The sequence below is a fragment of the Sporofaciens musculi genome, from assembly GCF_009830285.1.
Classification (GTDB): Bacteria; Bacillota; Clostridia; order Lachnospirales; family Lachnospiraceae; genus Sporofaciens; species Sporofaciens musculi.
In genome coordinates, this window is the sequence record NZ_WUQX01000001.1 from 2,517,181 (window position 1) to 2,532,352 (window position 15,172).

Annotated in this window: 15 protein-coding genes and 1 other annotated feature; of the genes, 1 reads left to right on the forward strand and 14 read right to left on the reverse strand. The window is 45.1% G+C overall.

What is annotated here, in order from left to right; translation table 11 throughout:
* Positions 1-237 precede the first annotated feature (237 nt).
* Positions 238-1,551: an IS110 family RNA-guided transposase gene (locus tag GN277_RS12530; RefSeq protein ID WP_159750368.1), complete on the forward strand. Its 1,314-nt coding sequence runs from the start codon at positions 238-240 to the stop codon at positions 1,549-1,551.
* Between the two features lie 281 nt (positions 1,552-1,832).
* Here the strand turns inward: GN277_RS12530 and GN277_RS12535 are convergent, their stop codons facing one another.
* The 14 genes from GN277_RS12535 to ispF all read right to left on the reverse strand — a co-directional run bounded on the left by GN277_RS12535 (position 1,833) and on the right by ispF (position 15,088).
* Positions 1,833-2,264, reverse strand: coding sequence for a reverse transcriptase family protein (locus GN277_RS12535; protein ID WP_159751350.1), 432 nt, complete (start codon positions 2,262-2,264; stop codon positions 1,833-1,835).
* Between the two features lie 331 nt (positions 2,265-2,595).
* A complete protein-coding gene (gene sigH / locus GN277_RS12545; protein WP_159751351.1) occupies positions 2,596-3,201 on the reverse strand; it encodes an RNA polymerase sporulation sigma factor SigH in 606 nt (201 codons plus the stop codon).
* 56 nt (positions 3,202-3,257) lie between these two features.
* Positions 3,258-4,004, reverse strand: a complete 747-nt coding sequence (gene rlmB / locus GN277_RS12550; protein ID WP_159751352.1) for a 23S rRNA (guanosine(2251)-2'-O)-methyltransferase RlmB — start codon at positions 4,002-4,004, stop codon at positions 3,258-3,260.
* Positions 4,005-4,032: 28 nt separating this feature from the next.
* Positions 4,033-4,470 carry a Mini-ribonuclease 3 gene (locus tag GN277_RS12555; protein ID WP_244324697.1) on the reverse strand — a complete coding sequence of 146 codons (438 nt, stop codon included), beginning with the start codon at positions 4,468-4,470 and terminating at the stop codon, positions 4,033-4,035.
* Positions 4,455-5,861 carry a cysteine--tRNA ligase gene (cysS, locus tag GN277_RS12560; RefSeq protein ID WP_159751353.1) on the reverse strand — a complete coding sequence of 469 codons (1,407 nt, stop codon included), beginning with the start codon at positions 5,859-5,861 and terminating at the stop codon, positions 4,455-4,457. The genes GN277_RS12555 and cysS overlap by 16 nt, the downstream gene beginning before the upstream one ends.
* Before the next feature lie 2 nt (positions 5,862-5,863).
* Positions 5,864-6,592, reverse strand: a complete 729-nt coding sequence (epsC, locus tag GN277_RS12565) for a serine O-acetyltransferase EpsC (RefSeq protein ID WP_159756712.1) — start codon at positions 6,590-6,592, stop codon at positions 5,864-5,866.
* A gap of 72 nt (positions 6,593-6,664) precedes the next feature.
* Positions 6,665-6,906: a binding site (T-box leader), on the reverse strand.
* Positions 6,907-6,950: 44 nt separating this feature from the next.
* A complete protein-coding gene (locus tag GN277_RS12570) occupies positions 6,951-8,471 on the reverse strand; it encodes an N-6 DNA methylase (RefSeq protein ID WP_159751354.1) in 1,521 nt (506 codons plus the stop codon).
* Positions 8,461-9,117 (reverse strand): type II restriction-modification system restriction endonuclease, encoded by a 657-nt coding sequence (locus GN277_RS12575; RefSeq protein ID WP_159751355.1) that lies wholly within the window; start codon positions 9,115-9,117, stop codon positions 8,461-8,463. The genes GN277_RS12570 and GN277_RS12575 overlap by 11 nt, the downstream gene beginning before the upstream one ends.
* A gap of 166 nt (positions 9,118-9,283) precedes the next feature.
* Positions 9,284-11,356: a sensor histidine kinase gene (locus GN277_RS12580; protein ID WP_159751356.1), complete on the reverse strand. Its 2,073-nt coding sequence runs from the start codon at positions 11,354-11,356 to the stop codon at positions 9,284-9,286.
* A complete protein-coding gene (locus GN277_RS12585) occupies positions 11,328-12,044 on the reverse strand; it encodes a response regulator transcription factor (protein WP_159751357.1) in 717 nt (238 codons plus the stop codon). Before GN277_RS12585 ends, GN277_RS12580 begins: the two co-directional genes overlap by 29 nt.
* 47 nt (positions 12,045-12,091) lie before the next feature.
* Positions 12,092-12,730, reverse strand: coding sequence for a lysophospholipid acyltransferase family protein (locus GN277_RS12590; RefSeq protein WP_159751358.1), 639 nt, complete (start codon positions 12,728-12,730; stop codon positions 12,092-12,094).
* A gap of 53 nt (positions 12,731-12,783) precedes the next feature.
* Entirely contained in the window at positions 12,784-13,293 is a 510-nt protein-coding gene (locus GN277_RS12595) for a DedA family protein (protein WP_159751359.1), read from the reverse strand.
* Between the two features lie 230 nt (positions 13,294-13,523).
* Positions 13,524-14,522: a GNAT family N-acetyltransferase gene (locus GN277_RS12600; RefSeq protein WP_159751360.1), complete on the reverse strand. Its 999-nt coding sequence runs from the start codon at positions 14,520-14,522 to the stop codon at positions 13,524-13,526.
* Positions 14,523-14,539: 17 nt separating this feature from the next.
* Positions 14,540-15,088: a 2-C-methyl-D-erythritol 2,4-cyclodiphosphate synthase gene (gene ispF / locus GN277_RS12605; protein WP_159751361.1), complete on the reverse strand. Its 549-nt coding sequence runs from the start codon at positions 15,086-15,088 to the stop codon at positions 14,540-14,542.
* Positions 15,089-15,172: the final 84 nt, after the last annotated feature.

Sequence of the window (15,172 nt, forward strand, 5' to 3'; positions counted from 1 at the left end):
ACAAAACATAGAGGTATAATCACTGGAGGCAGGATCATTGACGACGCCTCCTTGGGAACTGGCCTTCCGGCTGGTGAAACCTCTTAGAAAGTCTGTCAGTCCATTCGGTGGTGATTTATGTTTTGGCTGGTTGGGAAGCCCCAGGCTATACCTGTATAAACCGCTAGGTTGTGTATCCGCCCTCTGGAAATGGATACCTGCCTGAAAGGATAAAACCATGAAATACCAAAAGTACTTATGATGCTTGAAAGCATCCCTTATCTCTCAGTCGGGCTTGATGTCGGCGCAGACTTCACCTGGATGTCCATCATGCTGCCCAATGGCATTCTCTCTGGAAAACCTTTTAAGATCATTCATTCTGATCCGCAGTCCCGTGAGCAAGCTGTCGCAAAAATAAAGGAAGCACAAGAGATGTATTCCCTCGAAAGCCGCTGCTTCCTTGAGTCCACCGGGATCTACCACATCCCGCTCCTGTACTTCCTTCGTGATAAGGGGTTTGACTGCTCAGTCATTAATCCTATCATCACTAAGAATAGCACAAATATGAACGTTAGGAAACTGCATAATGATAAATTTGATTCAAAAAAAGCTGCCAAAGTCGGCCTGGATGCTTCCCTGAAGACTTCCATCATACCAGATGATGAGGTCATTGACCTGCGCAACCTGGTACGGGACTACTATTACTTCAAGGACCTGCAGTCCGCTGTCGTACTGAAGCTCACGGCGGAACTGAAAGTGTCCTTTCCCGCATACCGGAAAGTGTTTAGCAAGGTCACTACCCAAACTTCCTTAAAGCTCCTGGAAGCTTACCCCCTTGCCGCAGACATGCTTGCCGCCCCAAAAGACATACTTGTGGAAACCATACGCAAAACCGCACGTTTCGGTGAAAAATATGCCGTTTCCAAATATGATGCCATACGTGCTGCCGCAAAGGACGCCGCTGTTTTCGGACGTGCGCTTCAAAGCAGTGCACTCCGGATCCGGCTGTATATCAAAACCTACCGGGAATACCAGGAGCATCTGGACAATATACTTGAGGACCTGCATAAGGCTGTTGATAAGCTGGAAGGGACGCCGGTTTATGACCGTATCTTCCTTCTCCAGTCCCTGCGTGGTGTCGGTTTTCTCAGTGCAGCCGTCCTGATCGCTGAAATGGGCTCCTTTGACCTGTTTTCTTCCCCAAAGAAGCTTTATGCTTACTTCGGCTTGGATCCTGCCGTGAAGCAATCCGGCAAGTTCAATGGGGATAAAGTCCACATGTCCAAGAGGGGTTCTAGCCTTGCCAGGCGTATCCTGCATATGGTGGCTATCAATAATCTTAAGGTGGATAAAGGGACAAAAACACCAGTAAATCCAGTTATCCACGGCTATTATACCGACAAATGCAAAAGCAAGAAGAAAAACGTGGCTGTCGGGGCTGTCATGCATAAAATCTGCAATATCATTTTTGCCATGCTCCGGGATAATAAACCATTTGAGATCATCACTCCTCAGGAACACTGTGAGCGGTATCTGGCAGCGCAGCCTGACAAGGTACGGAACGCAGCCTAACAGGTCTTATGAATTTTAAATAGTTCCACATGGGTGGGCTTATTAAAGTTACCCTTTTTACATCAAATGCTTCTGAAAAACTTTTTAACATTTTTCATTTTAGCTATTGACATTTCTTAGCTGGACTTTTCGGAATATTATCAATTATAAAGGAATAATATTTCTCGCTGTTCGGAACAAAAAATGCAGAAATGCAATTTATGCTTTCCGAATCTTGATTTTGACTTCTTGAGAAATATAATAGAAATTCCTATCGTTAAAATTTGCACCCAAATAGCCATTTATCGGTTTCCTTCAATAAATACCCTGTCAACTACTGTCGGTACTCCCAGTTTCCGAAATTCTCCTTTGGTTTCTTTGGGTATCTCTACCCTACGGACTGGATTGGGTTTGTATTTCCCATCCTTTGACTGCTGGATTAGTTTCCTTTGGGTATCTCTGAGGAACAGCAGAAGTTCATCCACGCTCATCCCATCCATACCTCCTCCCCCTTTGTTCGACTTTACTTTCTTATATGCATTGTTCAGATTAGCCGGTTGTAAAATCTTCTCCAACAGTCTGTCCGTCTGAAAGTCTGTGATGATGTGGTTATTTTCAGCAATCCTCTGGCAGGCGGGCACTTCTGCATACTCTTTCGATTCCGTCGATACCATTTGCAGATCGCCCTCACTATGAAGTTGTCTGTCCTTAAATCTGTCATTGGTTACATTCATTTACTTACATCAGACCAGAGATTTGCCGCCACTTTCCTTCAGATTCCCCTCGCGTTAATCATAATCCTTGTTAAATAGGTCACCCTTGGTCTTGGCTGTATCCTTCCCACTACCAAGGCGGATTAGGGACTTTCACCCATTAGAAACGTGCGCCGCAAGGCACACCATATAAAAAAGCTGCCAGTATTTTTTTTACCAACAGCCTCCCTTTTTATCCTTCTTTCCGTTTTTTCAAAATCTTCTGAATCTTGGCATCATCTCCCCACGCAATCTTACTATCATAGGGTCTGTCAGGAAATTTTCCATAGTCCAAATTAATTTTATCTACCGTTTATTTCTCTGCCCTTAATATTTTCTCCGTTTTCCCCTTAATCCTCTGAAGCGCGTTGTCAATGGTCTTTGGGCTCTTGTCCAGCAAACGTGCAATCGTCCGATAGTCCGTCCCCAAAAGATGGAGATAAAGCACCCGATTCTCCAGGTCACTTAAGCTTTCCTCCAATTTCATCTCAAGTAATTGGGCATATTCTCGGCTGACCAGCAGTTCTTCTGGATTGCTCTCCTGCCCTGCCGCCATTGTCTCCATCAAGGAACCTTGCTCCTCGCTTGACTCATAGAGAGATATGTAGGAATTCAAAGGGCTGTGCTTTTTGCGTTTGGACGCCTCGATTGCCGAATACATCTGCCTGGTAATGCAAAGCTTCGCAAAACTGTAAAAGGAAGTCTCCTGCTGAGTATCATAATCCTGCACAGCCTTAAAAAGACCAATCATGCCCTCCTGAATTAAGTCGTCATTCTCTCCCCCAAGCAGGTACATGGCGTTTGCCTCCTTGCGCACCAGATTCTTATATTTCTCCATAATATAGTCAATGATGTGGCTGTCGCCTCCCCGCAGCTTTCCAATCAACTGCTCGTCCGTCATCTGCTCATAGTTCGCCATACATATCTCCGTTCTTAATCATGAACATTTTTCATATTAATATTCAGGCTCATCCCTTATGCCATCAGCCTCTGACGCACCACCTCGTAGGCCAAAACACCTGCTGCCACAGACGCATTGAGAGAATCAATATCCCCCTTCATGGGGATGGAGGCAGTCAAATCGCAGTTCTCCTTCACAAGCCTGCTCACGCCCTCCCCCTCGCTTCCGATGACAAGTCCAATCGGTCCTGTCAGGTTCAGACGGTACATCTGCTCGCCGCCCATATCCGCGCATACGAACCACAGGCCCTCTTTCTTAAGCTCCTCCATGGTTCTGGTCAGGTTGGTAACCTTTGCCACAGGCGTATAGTTAAGAGCGCCTGCCGAAGTCCTCGCCACCGTGGCCGTAAGCCCCACCGCCCGTCTCTTTGGAATGATGACGCCATGGACCCCCGCCTGGTTCGCGGTACGGATAATCGCGCCCAGATTGTGAGGGTCCTCGATATTATCCAAAAGAATCAGGAAAGGGTCCTCCCCCTTCTCTCTGGCAAGAGCCAGCATGTCCTCCACCTCTGCGTAGGCGTAGGCCGCCATATATGCAACCACACCCTGGTGCTTTCCCGTCTCAGAAATCTGTGTCAGGCGTTCCTTAGACACAAACTGCACCAAGGTATCCTGCTTCTTTGCCTCTCTTAAAATGGTTCTCACTGGCCCATCCTGGCATCCGTCCAGCACCATAAGCTTATCAATGGTTTTTCCTGACCGGAACGCCTCCAACACGGCATTGCGGCCCTCAATCAGATTCTCGTTTTCGTTTCTCATACTAATTTTATATACCTCTCTCGTCGTTTTACTGAAAGCCATCAACCCCCAACGTATCCAGCCCCTCTTTTATAAGGTCTAACATCCTTTTCCATTCTTTTTTCAGATACAGGTATCCGATTAATGCCTCGAAGCCTGTTGCCTTGTGATAGTCGGACACAGACTGGTTCTTTGCAGGAGAAAAACTTTTTGCATTGCGGCCCCGCTTGTATACTGCGTGCTCCTCCTGTGACAACCGGTCGTTCAAGGCAGTTATCATACGCGCCTGAGCAGATGCCTGTACCACAGAGCTGGTTCTCTTATGCATCTTCTGTACCTGCCGGTTCCCCTCGCCAAGCACCAGGGAACGGATAATCAACTCATAGACAGCGTCCCCAATATACGCCAAGGCAAGAGGTGAATACTCCTTGATATCCACCTCCTTCATCTGGAATAATTCCTGCATATACCCTAGGCCCGTTTCCATTGCACACCCTCTCTCGTATCCTTGAGAACGATTCCTTTTTCCAGCAGCTCGTCACGAATCGCATCCCCCCTTGCAAAATCCTTTGCCTTGCGCGCCGCCTGCCGTTCTTCAATCAGCTTCTCGATGTCAGCATCCAGCATTTCTTCTTTCCGGTCCACAACAAGCCCTAACACATCCGTAAGGCTTACCAGAAGCTTAAGAAGCTTTTGCAGATATTCTTTTGAACTGTCTGCATTTGCCGTTGTGTTGCAGTATTTTACCAGATCAAACACAGAAGCCACGGCATCCGCTGTATTAAAATCATCCTCCATGGCATGTTCAAAGGCTTTCACATACTCATGAGTCTTTTCATAAGCCTCCTTCTCCTCTGCTGTCATTTCTTCTGTCTTTGCATTTCCCAATAAGAACTTAAGGCTGTCCGCCGCATTGACGATACGCTCTAACCCATTCTTAGAAGCCTCCATCAGCTCTGCGCTGAAATTCAGCGGGCTTCTGTAATGGGCGCTCAGCATGAAGAAACGCAATACCTGTAAGTCATACTGCTTGCTGATTTCACGGACTGTCCGGAAGTTTCCAAGGGACTTACTCATCTTGCGGTTGTCTATATTCAGAAATGCATTGTGCATCCAGTATTTCGCAAACTCCTTGCCATTAGCCGCCTCGCTCTGGGCAATCTCATTTTCATGATGAGGGAACACCAGATCCTCGCCGCCTGCATGAATGTCAATCTGCTCTCCCAGATACTTCTTGGACATCTCAGAGCACTCAATATGCCAGCCCGGCCGGCCGTCACTCCAGGGAGACTCCCAGGACGGCTCTCCCTCCTTTTTAGGCTTCCACAACACGAAATCCAGCGCATCCTCCTTCTCATCCTCTCCGGTCACCAAAAGGGAACGCTCGCCTGAGCGAAGGTCGTCTAAATTCTTGTGGGATAATTTTCCATAATCCTTAAATTGGCGGGTACGGAAATACACGGTGCCGTTTTTCTCGTAGGCATAGCCTTTTTCAATCAACGTGCCAATCATATCAATCATTCCGCCGATTTCCTCTGTGGCAAGGGGATGGGTGGTGGCAGGCAATACGTTCATCCCCGCCATATCCTTTTTGCATTCTTCAATGTAACGCTTGGAAATCTCGTCTGAAGATACGCCCTCCTCTATGGCCTTCTTGATAATCTTGTCGTCCACGTCCGTGAAATTTGATACATAGTTCACGTCATATCCCTTGTACTCAAAATACCTTCTTACTGTGTCAAATACAATCATGGGCCTTGCGTTTCCGATATGGATGAAGTTATAAACCGTAGGCCCACAGACGTACATCCTAACCTTTCCCTCCTCCAACGGAATAAATTCTTCTTTTTTCTTAGATAATGTGTTGTACAGCTTCATAATCACTTTTTCTCCTTCTCTATACTTATTGATTGCTTCGTTTCCTTCTCATCCAGCACGTCAATCTCCTGTGTCCTCATACATCTCATGCGCTTCTCCATCTGTACAAGGCGCTTATGCAGCCTGATGTTGTCCGCCTGCAGCTCTCGGATATCGTTGCTGATGGGGTCCGGCAAATGTACCTGATCCATATCCATACGCGGAATCTTCTGATCCCCCATCTTCACAATGCGCCCCGGCACTCCGACTACCGTACAGTTGGGGGGCACCTCTTTTAGCACCACGCTTCCGGCCCCAATCTTGGAGTTCTCTCCGATTTTAAATGAACCTAGAACCTTTGCTCCGGCGCTTACCATGACGTTGTCCCCAAGGGTGGGATGGCGTTTGCCCTTCTCCTTTCCCGTACCCCCAAGGGTTACCCCCTGATACAGCGTCACATTGTCCCCAAGCTCTGCCGTCTCCCCGATAATCACGCCGCTTCCATGGTCAATGAAAAGCCCCTTCCCGATGGTGGCGCCGGGATGAATCTCAATTCCTGTCTTACGCACCGTTCTCTGTGATATCCAGCGCGCAAGAAAATAATGCTTTTTTAAGTATAATTTATGCGCCAGGCGGTAATGCAGAATCGCCTTGAAGCTTGGATACAGGAAAACCTCCAGATTCGACTTAATTGCCGGATCCCGTTCCCGCACCACCCGTATCTCCTGCCTGATATATGACAGTATTCCCATATAGACCTGCCACTCCTTCCTCATTCCCATTCTTTTGAGAAAAACAAAAAAACTCCGTCTCTTAAATCAACATCAAGAGACGAAGCATCACTCCGCGGTTCCACTCTTGTAAAGGACTTCCAGAAAAAATGTCCTCCACTCTTATACACGTAACGTGTGTAAACCCGTATTCGGCTACGCAAAATCTACATTTTTCACCGAATCGACTCCCGAATGCACTTCACAGACCATTCCCCGAAAGCTGCTTTCAGCCGGCGACAGCTTCTCTCTGTTGGTTTTTTTGACCTGCTACTCTTTTCGTTCAACATCTTTGCCATGTACGTTATATCATATGCGAAAATGAGGGATTTGTCAATCGTCAAGCAAAACTTAATTGCCCTGTCCCAAGCATTGCCTTAAAATCACAATACATGCCGTCCGTCACATAGGGATTTAACTGCAATTCTTGTTCCGTTTGGCTAAGCTCATCCAACGATAAACGTTTCACGATTTTTTCAAAATCGATTCTTTCTAAAACTTTTTTTGTATACGGCCTTTTTGCATCCAGAAAAGCAATACTTTTTAAAAACATCTGCACTTTGGCTGAATTCAATAACAGCATGGCGACATAGGCCATATCATAGCTGTCAAAGCAGATAAAATAGCTTGTGTCGTCTGTCATAACAGGTTTTTTATCCTCCGAATATAAAACAGAGAACATGGGTTGCTTATAAAAACCGCTAACGCCCACTTTATATTGTGAATACGAATACTCGCCTACTCCGAACATTGAAAAAGGCGGTGCGCCACGATAGATAGAACTTTTTCTGTTCTCAAAAAGTTCTATATTCTCATTAAGATATCTCCATGTTTTCGGTACTTCATGTTCAAGATGTTCTGTTTCTTCTCTGGCTTTTCTTTGAGTTACAATCACAAATTTGGAAAAATTATGTATAACAGGTGCTTTAAACATACTGCTTTTCACCAAAGGAAAGATATAATCTGCTTCGATTTCGACAGATTCTTTTTTTCCATTTTCAAGTCTTTCATCACGCAAAGACAATTCCATTACCTTAGAACAATCATGTTTTACCCCTTGCCGCCATTCAAAACAACAACGGCCATCAAAATATTCTGTTGACGAATCAAACTTACTGTAAAACTGTCCGTTCAAATACCCAAACTGAGACTTCGCAGTTACAGGTGCTTCAAAATCATATACGTTGCAGACGTCTGATGAAACCGGCCTGTCTGAAAGCTGAATCAGTAAAATACAAGCACTTGCATTAATGCCAAATACTTTTGACGCGTCAAATTCCAGAATATCACACACTTCAAAATTGATATAATTTCTCTTTAACTCTTTAAATACATTTCGTGCAACTGATGTTTTACAAAGCATAGAAATGACCGTATTGGAATCTCTATATTCACGAATGAGCTGCAAAATGATATATTCACATATATCAAAATTACTCGTTCCAGTGATTGCCTCCATCCCTTTAAGCCTTTTGAAATTTCCTTTTATCGGCAAATTATCTGAACCTAGGACAGACAGCGTACTGTTTGTCACCCATGGAGGATTACCAATTACAAGTACCTGCGATTTATTTTTGATGAGCACCTTCGATGAGTAAGAAAAAAAATCAGAATTAATGATTTTCACCCTGTCATCCTGAATGTTTTTTTTACATATCTTACAATAATCTGGATTGATTTCTATTCCGTAATACTCCTCCGCATTAAATACCAGACTGCTTTGAATAAAACTCCCAATCCCACAGGTAGGTTCAACTACTGCAGAGGGACGTATATAACGGTTATTCTTCAGATAGATACACACCTTTTCGGCAAAATCCAAGGGAGTCTGATAATCTCCATATTCCCTTTTACCACGCATAATTTCTAACTCCTGCCACATGATTCTCTAATCCAATCACTCGTGAATACTGAAGCCGCCACTGTAATGCATTACTTATGGTTAAATATCCTTGTTCTGGCGGATTATTAAGGATTTCATCGGCAAGCTCATTATAAATAATCTCATCCCCTGGCACATTCTTATCCTGTAAAAAACCTATAATATCTTCTTTATTCGCTCCATCATATACCATTTCCCGTAAACGTTTTGTAATGGTAAAATCGGCTGTCCTTTGCTTGCCAATAAATGTGCAATGGGTGAAACGCAGTATACAAGAATCTTTCGTATCCTGCTTGTCATATACGAATACTAATAGATTATATCCCAAACCAAATATTTTTTGTCGGGCGTTTTTGAAAGGACAGCTTGATTGAGGCTGTGTAATTGATGTTACTTTTATATCTGTCTCAATTCCAAAACCTGGCAAATCAATTCCTTTCGCGCTGCTGCCTATTTCAACGGTGTATCGCTCTCGAAGAAACTGCTGAAACTTATGCTCCACATATGTTCCAACCGCTTTTCCATCTGTTATCCCTATCAGTTGGATATGATTTTCCATACTTTCAATATCACAAAATATTTTTGCTGAGTCTATAAGTTTTTCAATAGTCAAAACTGACTTCATGTTCTAATCTCCTAATCTTTCCTCAAGCATAATGACATAATGAGAATTATATTTTATCTCTATATATTATCATTTTCTCTAAATATTAACAACCCATTTATGCACATGGAAAGCATGGAACGCGGCAAGTAACAGTGAAGCCTTTCGTCTGCCGCGTTCCATATGTTTAGAACCTTACCTCTACCTTAAACAAATCTGCCTCTGTCTCAATCTTAAACTTCCCTTTCTGCAGCTCAACGAAGTTCTTCACAATGGCAAGCCCAAGCCCTGACCCTTCCGTATTCCTTGACGCATCCCCGCGCACAAATCTCTCCGTAATCTCCTCCGTGTTAAAGTTAAGCTCTAAAGCCGACACATTTTTCATCCTGATAACCGCTTCTTCACCCTCCCTCGCAATCTCAATATAAACCCGCGTATGAGGCATGGCGTATTTCACAATATTAACCAGCAGATTTTCAAACACACGGTATGTCTTCTGGCTGTCCAGAAGGGCAGATACCTTCTCATCTGGATAAGTACACCTGAAATCCAAATCTGCCGCCGCAATCTTATCCTCCAACTCAAGCTTTACCTGCTTGAACAGATTCACAACATCCACATCCACAATATTCAGGGTCACATTCTTACTGCTGGCCTTGCTGACCTCAAACAAATCCTCAATCAGAACCTTAAGCCTAAGCGACTTTCTCTCAAGCACCTCAATATAATCCTTGCGCTTCTCCTCGTCCTTTTCGTCCTTTAACAGATTCACATAGGTAATAATTGCCGTAAGCGGCGTCTTTAAATCATGGGAGACATTGGTAATCAGCTCTGTCTTCATGCGCTGGCTCTTGACCTCCTCGTCCACAGCCTTCTTAAATCCCGTCTGAATCTTCTGAATCTCCTGCTTAAAGGGGCTGAAAATCCCCAAATCCTCTGTAATCTCCACATCCAGATTCCCCTTGGCAATCTCTCCAGTTGCCCTTAAAAGAATCCTGTATTTTTGCTGCAGCTCATTAAAATACTTCTGAAGCAGCCAGAACAGCACTCCTGAATAGATCACCAGCAGGAAAATCCCGCCGACCCACATGGTACTAATCAACGCCAAAATAATGAAATTAACTGCCACAATCTTGAAAATAGTCCGGTTATTCCTCTGGCTTAAATCAATGCGGTCCATAAAATGGTAACAATAATGAATCCATCCCTTAATTTTTCCTGTAACATATATCCATGCCCTTTGGATATACTTCCAATATCGAACACACAAGGTTCTCTCTTTTAAATATGCTCCTACTCCCAATGTATACACCTGCCTTAAGCATGTCGCCGCCCAGAATGTAACGGTAAATACAACCGTCCATATGAGAAAATCAGCAAAGTCTGGCGTTCCCATCGACCTGTTGGCAATCCACCACAGATTATTATCAAGAATCTCCACCATGATAAGGAATAAAATCGTCACAACCTCCAATGGCGCCCGTAAAATCCTCGTTTCCTTAAGCTGCCATACCGGCAGCGCCGGAAGCAGCCACGCAAGCACCGCCACCACCAGAACCATAATGATCACAAGATTTGTCATAGCTTCTGTCGCATAATAGTTCGTATAACCGTAAGCATCGATATAGCCCTGGAGATTTTCCGCTGTCATGGCATAAATATAAGTCCGGTTCTTCGGTTTCTCAAGATAGATTGACACCCACTCGCCTGTATCCTCCGTATATGTCTCAACTCCCCATTCTGAATCATCATATTCACCGATAACCTCCCGAAAGGTGACGCTCTGCTCTGCCTTATAGTTTCCTTCCTTTATCTGGACGTCTATACCGCCATATTCATCATAGGTAATCACCATTCCCAGTGCAAATGACGAAAGGTTCGTCTCCGTCACGTTCCGTTCAGAGTCCGCCGTGCTTTTCGCAATATCCTTCCCCTTCTCATCCTTCACACGATAGTCGAGAAAAGGATAGATTCTTTCATAGGAGGATATCTTTGCGCCATTCTGGCGAAGAACCGTCTTCATCTCCTCAGGATCTTTTTCCGTCCCATTTTCCGTATTGTAGAGGATGTATCCCGCATCCAGAAATGTCCTTAAAAAATCCTCTGATACCACCACCCCATGGCAGGCATTTTCCTCCACCGTCTCGGAGCTCACATACCAGTTCCAGTATTGGTTCATCATAAAAAATGCCGGTATCACGATTGACATAATGATTAAAATGACCGTAAATTTACGGCTGCTTTTCAATTTTGTACCCAACTCCCCACACCACCTTCAAATATTTTGGATCTTTTGGATTGATCTCAATCTTCTCTCTTATATTTCTTACATGAACCATGATGGTATCCGTATTCACCGCCCGCTCATTCCATACCCGTTCGTAGATTTCCTCCGCAGAGAACACCCTTCCTGGATTCTTCATCAGCAGAAGCAGTATCTTATACTCAATGGGGGTAAGCTTCACAGCTTCCCCGTCAACGAAGGCCTCCACAGAGTCCTCGTTAATCTCCAGTCCCCCGATAGTGTGCACATTGCCACCCTTATCCTTGCCTCCCAGCTTCTCCAGGAACTTCCGGTATCTGCGCATCTGGGAATTCACCCTTGCCAGCAACTCCATAGGAGTAAATGGCTTGGTCACATAGTCGTCTGCCCCCATGTTAAGTCCCAGAATCTTATCCACCTCCTCTGACTTTGCTGACAGGAAGATTACTGGAAAATCGTGCTTCTCCCTTAACTTAATGGTCATCTGAATCCCATCCATCCTGGGCATCATTACATCCACAATCGCCAGATGAATCTCCTCCTTCTCGATGACCTCAAGGCCTTCAACACCGTCTGCCGCCTTAAATACCTGGTAGCCCTGGCTTCTTAAGTATATCTCTACGCCCTCACGTATTTCCTTGTCATCCTCCACAACCAAAACATGATTAATCTGATTTGTCTCCATTACTGTCTGATTCCTTTCTATGCCATATAAATGTCGAAAAATAAAATTTACATCATCTGTCTCTGGCGTACCATACCAGATGCTAACTCCATTATACTATATTGTCGTTCATCCTGATAGAGACGAATCCGCGGCGGACATTGACACGCCGCCACACCATAGTTGTCGAACCGCACCGTAATCTTTGAAAATGGCAGCGGTATATGGCAGTGATCCCACTGTCCAGATAAGGAAATTTCTCTTGAATAACGCACCGTAACTCCCACCAGCTCAGTTTTGCTCTTCTCTGAGAGGAAATAGGTCAGTTTCTTTGGAATATGCCTTGGGCCAAAGGGTCCGTCCATGGCAATCGCCACACTCCTCCTTCTATCCTTCAGGGATTCCAGAATCTCCTTTAATGTACCGGCATTGCAAAATCCAAAACCGATTTTGACTGCGTCGCCGCCGTACTGTTCAAGGAGATAACGAATATTTTCCCCCTGGTCGTCCGGCGTTACCAGCACCGAAACCGCCGCATCCCTTGTCAGTGACTTAAGCACCAGATTCATGGCCAAGCTGTCCTCATGCCAGAATCCCACCACGTTATTGCCTTTGTAATTCTCCGGCTGCTCCCACTCAATTTGTACTGTCTTCTCCAATAACTTCAAATAGCCGTAAGCCAAATATCTCCCAATCTTCTTTCTCATTGTCCTCTCCTTTATCATTTGCAGTCAACCTGTTTTTTTGTGTCTTTGAATGTCTATGCGAATACTTGAAAAGCGGCGTCACCCATAAAATACCCTGCCCCGATAAACACCGTGTTCCAAACCAGGACCCCTAACGCAGAGCTTATGGTGTACCTTCCAAAATCCATTGATATCATTCCTGCCGGAATAGAAATCAGCGTCCGTATCATGGGCACCAGCTTCCCCAAAAACACACCCACAGCTCCTCTTTTCCGAAGGGTCTCCATATTCTTCTCAATCAACCCCTTCTGCTTGGGAAACTTCTTAACATAAAACCGGAAAAATGCATCACCGCCAAGTCTTCCAAAAAAATACAAAATCCAGCTTCCAAGCAGACCTGCTGCAACCGAGATAAGCATCACCATAGGGAAACTGATTGCCCCCTTAGCCGCCCAGATGCCTGCCAGCGGCATAATCACCCCCGCCGGAAAGCCTGGAAGATTCATATATTCCAGTAGAACGATTACAAACACAAAGATAGCTCCATATTGTGTAAAATACTGTGTAAGCATCTGAACTGACATTACCCATCTCCTCCTTTGTTTCTTTGGTGTTCTCTTGATGTTATACATCATACCCAAAAATTCTTAAGAGGGGTGATATGAAAATCTAAAGATATTCTAAAGATATCATGAAGGGATGCCAAGGAAATATGATTTACTTCTTAAGATATAACCGCACACAAGTTTTCGCGGCGTATACACCGAAATAAAATATTTCCCGACATCCCTTCAAAAAGGACATTATTTCTGAATCAGACAGTCTCATTCAAGCAAATCCTGGACAAAGGAATCCATTTCTTTAGTTCCTCCTTCATCCTCTCAGACATGCGGACATCCTCCTCCATACAGACCTCGTCTACCGTCAAAGCCCCAAAAACCAGGCTTGTCAAAGCTCCAATGCCGATGGTTCCTTCCGCATTCTCCCGCTCTGCGTCCATCAGCATCACGCCGGAATATTCCGTCCCTGTAAGCACAATGCATCGGTTATTTTCTTCCACCACAGGGTCCGTCACACAGAAGCACACTCCTGTAAGCGACCGAAGCCCCAATGACATCAGCATGCGCCGAACGTCCACAATTCTGACCATAATCTTCGGCTTCTCTCCATTTTCTTCGGGATAATATCCCCGACAATCTACGATTTCCCCGCCTTTTCGGTAAATCTTAAGGATTCCGCCGTCACTTTTGTATTCCCGAAGCAGCCTCTGATAATAGGCCTCGTCCCGAATGGCAAATACCTGATACCTTTCTGCCAGATGCCGGTTGGCAGACTCAGAAATTTCCCGACAGTCCGAAGGCTTTGCGTCCGTAATTGTAACGCCCTCTGCCTGTTCGTCTCCCTTCTCATAGAACTTTCCTGTCTGTTCATACACAGTCCTAAAATCAAAAGGCAGGTAGATACTCTCTGAGGCTGGCATTAAAAAGGTAAATGACTCCCTTGCCCTATACATATCCTGAAGAGCCCTCTTTAACAGAGACGCCATATATCCTCTCTTACGGTACTCCTTCTGGGTGGCAACCGCAACAATGTAATTTACCTCCTTTTCACTCCCGTTCACATACAACCGATAAGGATTCAGATGAAGCATGGAACGAATTCCTCCATCCTCCTCAACCACATAGATTTGGTTGTCCCTGGTCTTCTCCGTATAATAGTATTCCACGAAGGAAGGGCTGTCCTCATCAAATACCTCCTCATAGAGCTTCCTGCTGTCCTGGTGCTTCGGACTTTCCAGTTTTCTAATCTTCATTGATTCCTCCATAACAATCACTTCCCTCCATGGGGACACCCGCTGCAGCCTGCGCATCTTTCCTCGCCAGGCCCCACTGCATAGCTGCAATTTTCAATAGTATCCAAACATGCAACAGCCTGCGCCGAGATTCCCTCGCCATTTCCCGTAAATCCCAGTCCTTCCTCTGTGGTCGCCTTGATATTCACCTGATTGATATGAAGCTTTAGGGTCTCGGCCACGTTTGCCCGCATCTGCTCAATATAAGGCGCCATCTTGGGACGCTGTGCGATGATGGTTGCGTCAATGTTCCCAATTACATAAAGCTCCTTCTCAATCAGACTCCCCACATGGGCAAGCAAATGGATGCTGGAGATTCCCTTATACTCTGGGTCTGTATCCGGAAAATGCTTTCCGATATCCCCAAGAGCCGCCGCTCCCAGCAGGGCATCCATGATGGCATGGAGAAGCACATCCGCATCCGAATGACCCAAAAGCCCTTTCTCATAGGGAATCTTTACACCGCCCAGTATCAAGTCCCTTCCTTCCACCAGACGGTGGACGTCATATCCCATTCCTACTCTCATTGTCCGCTCTCCTTCCCTATATTTACCAAACTCTGTCCGACATGATCTGTACTGTTTCTAGTCTACATGATTCTACCCAAAATT

Excerpts from the sequence above, each read along its gene's own strand:
- GN277_RS12535 (WP_159751350.1), bottom strand. The coding sequence starts at position 2,264 with ATGAATGTAACCAATGACAGATTTAAGGACAGACAACTTCATAGTGAG.
- rlmB (WP_159751352.1), bottom strand. The coding sequence starts at position 4,004 with ATGAGAAACGAAAACGAGAATCTGATTGAGGGCCGCAATGCCGTGTTG.
- epsC (WP_159756712.1), bottom strand. The coding sequence starts at position 6,592 with ATGGGAATACTGTCATATATCAGGCAGGAGATACGGGTGGTGCGGGAA.
- GN277_RS12585 (WP_159751357.1), bottom strand. The coding sequence starts at position 12,044 with ATGGAGACAAATCAGATTAATCATGTTTTGGTTGTGGAGGATGACAAG.
- GN277_RS12595 (WP_159751359.1), bottom strand. The coding sequence starts at position 13,293 with ATGTCAGTTCAGATGCTTACACAGTATTTTACACAATATGGAGCTATC.
- ispF (WP_159751361.1), bottom strand. The coding sequence starts at position 15,088 with ATGAGAGTAGGAATGGGATATGACGTCCACCGTCTGGTGGAAGGAAGG.
- GN277_RS12570 (WP_159751354.1), bottom strand. The coding sequence starts at position 8,471 with ATGCGTGGTAAAAGGGAATATGGAGATTATCAGACTCCCTTGGATTTT.
- GN277_RS12590 (WP_159751358.1), bottom strand. The coding sequence starts at position 12,730 with ATGAGAAAGAAGATTGGGAGATATTTGGCTTACGGCTATTTGAAGTTA.
- cysS (WP_159751353.1), bottom strand. The coding sequence starts at position 5,861 with ATGAAGCTGTACAACACATTATCTAAGAAAAAAGAAGAATTTATTCCG.
- GN277_RS12555 (WP_244324697.1), bottom strand. The coding sequence starts at position 4,470 with ATGGAAACGGGCCTAGGGTATATGCAGGAATTATTCCAGATGAAGGAG.
- GN277_RS12600 (WP_159751360.1), bottom strand. The coding sequence starts at position 14,522 with ATGAAGATTAGAAAACTGGAAAGTCCGAAGCACCAGGACAGCAGGAAG.
- sigH (WP_159751351.1), bottom strand. The coding sequence starts at position 3,201 with ATGGCGAACTATGAGCAGATGACGGACGAGCAGTTGATTGGAAAGCTG.
- GN277_RS12575 (WP_159751355.1), bottom strand. The coding sequence starts at position 9,117 with ATGAAGTCAGTTTTGACTATTGAAAAACTTATAGACTCAGCAAAAATA.
- GN277_RS12530 (WP_159750368.1), top strand. The coding sequence starts at position 238 with ATGATGCTTGAAAGCATCCCTTATCTCTCAGTCGGGCTTGATGTCGGC.